The 5,953-nt window shown below is 37.8% G+C and carries 1 protein-coding gene; it reads right to left on the reverse strand.

Annotation, left to right across the window (positions count from 1 at the left end):
* Positions 1-120 precede the first annotated feature (120 nt).
* Positions 121-5,877 (reverse strand): amino acid adenylation domain-containing protein, encoded by a 5,757-nt coding sequence (locus AC3DU7_RS22550; RefSeq protein WP_488041542.1) that lies wholly within the window; start codon positions 5,875-5,877, stop codon positions 121-123.
* Positions 5,878-5,953: the final 76 nt, after the last annotated feature.

Genomic DNA, 5,953 nt, shown 5'->3' on the forward strand with positions numbered 1-5,953 from the left:
CCAATTTTGGGGGGAATAAAACTCTAAAAGTCCGGGGGATTTAGGAGGCTTGACTAGAACCAAACAATCCCCCATTCATACTTCAATTCAGCAACACCGATTTTCCTGATATACATTTTCCTATTCTTCCATCAATTCCCCCATTGCTACAACAATTTTCCGCTCCCCAACATAAGGATTTCGACTGTGAGCAATCAGCATATTATCGAGCATAATCATATTTCCAGCTTGCCAAGGAAAACTAATAGCAGCTTGTTCATAAATCGCTCCAATCTCCTCAATTACTGAATCTTCAATAGGCGAACCATCACCATAATAAACATTCCGAGGTAGTCTTTCTTCTCCAAATTCAGACAACAAAGATTCCCGCACAGCAGCATCTAAATATGAGATGTGATGTAACTGAATTTGATTAAAAAATATCTTTTCTCCTGTTTTCGGATGAGTCGTAATGGCTGGTCTTACCTTAGAAGTTTTTAAACCATTATTTTCTAACCATTTCAATTCTATTCCAGCATTTTTACAATAACTTTCAACCTCCGATTTATTATTAGTTTGGAAAAAATCTTGCCAGCTAACATCTAAATCTTCTATGTAATTTCTGACATACATTAATTGTTTTTCCTCCAATTTTTCTCGTAACTTAGGATTTAACATTTGATAAACCTTTCGACAGTCAACAATAGGAGTTTCTCCCCCTGATTCTGCTGCCTTTAAACATAGGAAAAATATTATCTGAGGCCAACGATTTAAATGACTACTTTCATTATGAAATAGGATAGCTTTATCCTCTGGATAAGGTGTGGAACCATAAACTTTCTTACTCACACCTTCCCTTGGTAAATCTCCATATTCTCCAAATAAACTTGGAGTAATAGCACCAGCCACCTTTTCAAATTCCGAGACCGAATTAATATGAAAATCTTTCAACAAAATCGCACCATGTTGGCGTAAATTAGTCTCAAAAAATTCTCGGTTATTCATTGCCCAGTCAGCTATATCAACTTCCTTGCTATTAGGTTCGATTACCAAAGGAAGAGTTTGTTCCGGTTGTAAATAACTGGTTTTAATTAAATCTTTTTCTGGCAGACTAACAGCCTTTGGTTTGATAGATTTAAACTTTTTAAAGTTAGCTTTAGTGCGTTTAGCTTTAGCAGCTACTTGAGCTTCTTTTTCAGCTTCAGTTAACATTTCTAATTCCTTAATTTTAGTATCTGGCTTATCAGCAATATTAGTTAATAAAGTTTGTAAATGGTTACACATTTGAGCGATATCTTGTCGGTCAAAAAAGTCTGTACTATATCTGAAATTCCAAGTAATTCCAGCCTCAGTTTCTTCAACAAATATAGCTAAATCAAACCTAGTTACTCCATTATCGAACGGCAAAGGTTCAATAGTTAAATTAGGAAATTCAAACTTGGATATTGGAGTATTCTGAAACACAAGCAACACCTGAAATAGAGGAGTTGTATTATCTTTTCTCTCAGGTCGTAAAACATCTACCAACTTAGCAAATGGTAAATCTTGATGAGCATAAGCTCCTAATGTCACCTCCTGCACTCGCTTTAGCAACTCTTTAAAAGTTGGATTGCCTGATAAGTTAGTTCGCAACACCAGCAGATTCACAAAAAATCCAATCAAAGATTCTGTTTCCCCTTGGTTGCGATTAGCAATATCAGTACCCACAACAATATCGTCAGAATTTGTGTAACGACTTAGAAGAGTTTGTAAAGTCGCCAGCATTGTCATAAATAAAGTGACACCTTCTTGACGACTCAAAGTATGGAGTTTTTCTGCCACTGTAGTAGAGATCGTAAAAGATTCAACCTGACTTTCTCCAGTTGTTACCTCTCCTTTTTTCTTCTTAAATGGTAATTCCAAAGTGGCAGGAGCGCTAGCAAGTTGTTGTTTCCAATAAGAAAGCAGATTTTCTAGAACTTCTCCCCTTAACCACTGTCGTTGCCAAACACTATAATCACCATACTGGATAGGCAATTCAGTTAAGGTCGATTTTTCTCCTTGGCTATAAGCATTGTAGAGAGTAGAAAACTCTTTGATAAATATCCCATTTGACCAAGCATCTGTGATGATATGGTGCATTGTCGCTACTAATATTGATTCTGTGGTTGAAAATTTCAGTAGAGTAACTCGTAGCAGATGACCTGTGTGAAGATTCAAAGGTGTTGCAGCTTCTTGCCGGAGATATTTTTGCAAGTCTGTTTCCTGTTGAGTAGGAGATAGATGTTGCCAATCATTAATTTCTAGTTGGAAGTTAATATCTGGTTCAATTATCTGTACGGGAGTACCGTCGATCGCTTCAAATCGAGTGCGTAACACTTCATGGCGACGAATAATTTCTAAGATTGCTGAGTTGAGAGCATCATAGTTAAGATTGCCTGTAATACGTAACGCTCCAGAATCACTGTAGGTTGTGCTACTTCCTTCTAGTTGGTCGATAAACCAGAGTCTTTCTTGTGCCCAGGATAGGGGTAGGGGTTCAACTTTATTGGGGATGGGTTGAATAGCTGGTCTGTGAATTTTGGTTGAGCTCTCAGTTAACTGTTTGAGATTTTGGTCTAGTTGGGCGACAGTAGGAAATTCAAATAGTGCTTTGAGCGGAATTTCTACTTCCAAGGATTGGCGGATGCGAGATATTACTTGAGTTGCCAGGAGGGAATGACCTCCCAGATCGAAGAAGTTGTCGTGGATGCCTACTTGAGTTACTGCCAAAACTTCTGCAAAGATATTAGCAATAATTTCTTGAGTAGGAGTTTGAGGTGGAACATATTCATCGGAGCTAGTTAAATCTATATCTGGTGCAGGTAAAGCTTTGCGGTCTATTTTGCCATTGGGAGTTAGTGGGAGAGTTTCTAACAATACAAAGACAGACGGTACCATGTATTCTGGTAACTTTGATTGTAAGTATCGTCGCAACTCTTTTTTATCGACTTCTGACTCAGAAGCAACTATATAAGCTACCAGTCGTTTATTTCCTGGACTGTCTTCTCGACAAATAACTACGGTTTGCTGTATTTGAGGATGGGTTGATAGAGCTGATTCTATTTCTCCAAGTTCAATACGGAAACCTCGGAGTTTCACCTGGTTATCAATGCGACCGAGATATTCTATGTTGCCATCGGGCAAATATCGAGCTAAGTCTCCTGTTTTATAGAGGGAAGGCAGAAGGCAGAAGGCAGAAGGCAGAAGGGATATATTTTCTTTAATAGGGTTAGGAATAAATTTTTCCGCTGTCAATTCTGGTCGGTTGAGATAACCACGAGCTAAACCAGCACCGCCAATATGCAGTTCTCCCGCTACTCCTATAGGTACTGGTTGACCAGAGCGATCGAGAATATAGATTTGAGTGTTGGCAATAGGATGACCAATTGGTACGGTTACTTTTCCACTTTCTGATAGCTTTGAACTATCTTCCACAGAGTAAATTCCTGACCAAATAGTAGCTTCTGTCGGGCCGTACAAATTCCATAATTCGGCACAACTTTTCTTAAGTTGACCAGCTAATTGAACAGATAAAGCTTCTCCACCACATAGAATTTTAATTCCCAAGTTTTGCTCTGATAAACCTGAAACTAAGAGCATTTCCCAGGTAGCAGGAGTTCCTTGCATTACTGTGGTAGATGATTTTTGTAAATAATCCAATAACAAATTACCATCAGTTGCTACTTGACGTGAAACTATAGCAAGTTTTGCTCCTACAGTCAGTGGGAGATATAACTCTAAAGCTGCGATGTCAAAGCATATAGTAGTAATTGCACTCAAGGTATCCTCTGCAGTTAATCCTAGATCGCTATTCATCGATACTAAGAAATTGACTACAGAATAGTGGCAGATTTGAACTCCTTTTGGTTTCCCTGTAGAACCTGATGTATAGATTACATAAGCCAAATTTTCTGGAGTCGCCGTATTAACTGGATTATCAATACTCTGATTAGCAATAGCATCCCAGTTACTATCCAAACATACCACTTGTGCTGAGTGTTCTGGCAAGTTTTCTAATATTGACTCGCTAGTTAGCAACACTGACACAGCAGCATCTTCTAACATATAAGCTAAACGTTCCTTTGGATAACTGGGGTCTAATGGTACATAAGCACCACCAGCTTTGAGAATACCCAATAATCCTACTACCATTTCTACAGAACGTTCTACACAAATACCTACCAATGTTTCCGGTTTCACACCTAAGCTCTGTAAATAGTGAGCTAACTGATTCGCTTTAGTATTTAACTGTTGATATGTTAATTGTTCCCCCTCAAATACTACTGCTACTGCATCCGGTGTTTTTTCAACTTGTTGTTCAAATAATTGATGAATACATTGCGACTGTGGATATTCAACTGCTGTATCATTCCATTCCACTAATAATTGATGACTGTCTGCTGCACTCAACAGGGGTAATTCATCTACCTTCTGTGCCGGATTTTCCACAATTGCTGACAACAAATTCTGGAAATGACCTGCCATCCGCTCAATAGTTGAACTATCAAATAAGTCAGTGTTGTACTCCCATTCATTTAATAACCCAGACTCAGTTTCCGATAATGTCAAGGTTAGGTCGAATCTAGCAATTTTTCTTTGTGAATCAATAACACTATTCAAACCAGGTAATTCTACCTCACCCATCACTGCATTCCGTGGCACATTCTGCAAAACAAACATTACCTGAAACAGAGGTGAATAACTCAAAGACCTTTGTGGTTGCAATGCTTCTACCACTTTCTCAAAAGGCACATCTTGATGCTCATATCCTTTCAGTGTTGTTTCCTTCACTTGTGCTAGTAACTCTTCAAAACTGGGATTATCCACAAATGCAGTTCTTAATACTAGAGTATTGACAAAAAAGCCGATTAATGACTCAATTTCACTGCGGTTACGATTAGCTATGGGCGAACCTATTAAAATATCTGACTGACCGCTGTAACGATATAGTAATGTAGCAAATGCTGCTAACAGAGTCATAAATAAGGTTGTACCATTCTGGCGAGACAAATTTTGTAACTTCTCGGTTAACTCTGTATCTAAATGCCAAGTTTGAGTTGTACCTTGGTAAGTTTGAACTGTAGGTCGAGATCTATCGGTTGGTAATTGTAATAATTCAGGTGCATTTGCTAAATTTTGCTTCCAGTAATTTAGTTGAGTTTCTAATATTTCTCCACTCAAATATTGTCTTTGCCAAACTGCAAAGTCGGCATATTGAATTGGTAATTTTGGTAAGGGAAATGTCTCACCCTGACTATAGGTAGTGTATAAAATTGAGAGTTCTTTGAAAAAGATTCCTAGTGACCAAATATCCCAGATAATATGGTGCGTTATTATCAACAATATTGATTCTCTAGCTGAAAGTTTCACCAGGTTTACTCGTAGTAAGGGACCTGTGGTCAGGTTAAAAGGTTTTATTCTTTCTTGCTGGAGATATTTTTCTAGGTCTATCTGTTGTTGAGTAGAGTCTAGATTTTGCCAGTCAGTAATTTCGATTTTAAGGCTAATGTCTGGTTCAACTATCTGTAAAGGTACGCCGTTAACTGATTCAAACCGAGTCCTCAATATTTCATGGCGACGGACAATTTCTGCTAAAGCTGATTGTAGAGTCTCAAGGTTAATATTGCTTGTCATAGAAAACGCCCATAAATCATTATAGGTGGCATTTTCTCCCTCTAGCTCGTTGAGGAACCACAGTCGTTCTTGTGTCCAGGATAGAGGAAATCTATTTGATTTTCTGATGGCAGGAGCGATCGGTAATTTGAGTGGATCTATTCCTTCCTTAGTCAGTAATTCTATTAAAGCTATCCGTTTTTTATCAGAGAGATTTGTCAGTTTTTTAGCTATTGCTTGTCGTTCAATTTGATTTAAAGTCATTTTTTTTAGTAGTCAGTAGTCAGTAGTTTTAAAGAGGTAATTATTAATTATTAATTATTAATTATTAATTATTCAT

It is taken from the genome of Okeania sp. (assembly GCF_983059655.1).

Coding starts and splice junctions, on each gene's coding strand:
- AC3DU7_RS22550 (WP_488041542.1), bottom strand. CDS start 5,877: ATGACTTTAAATCAAATTGAACGACAAGCAATAGCTAAAAAACTGACA.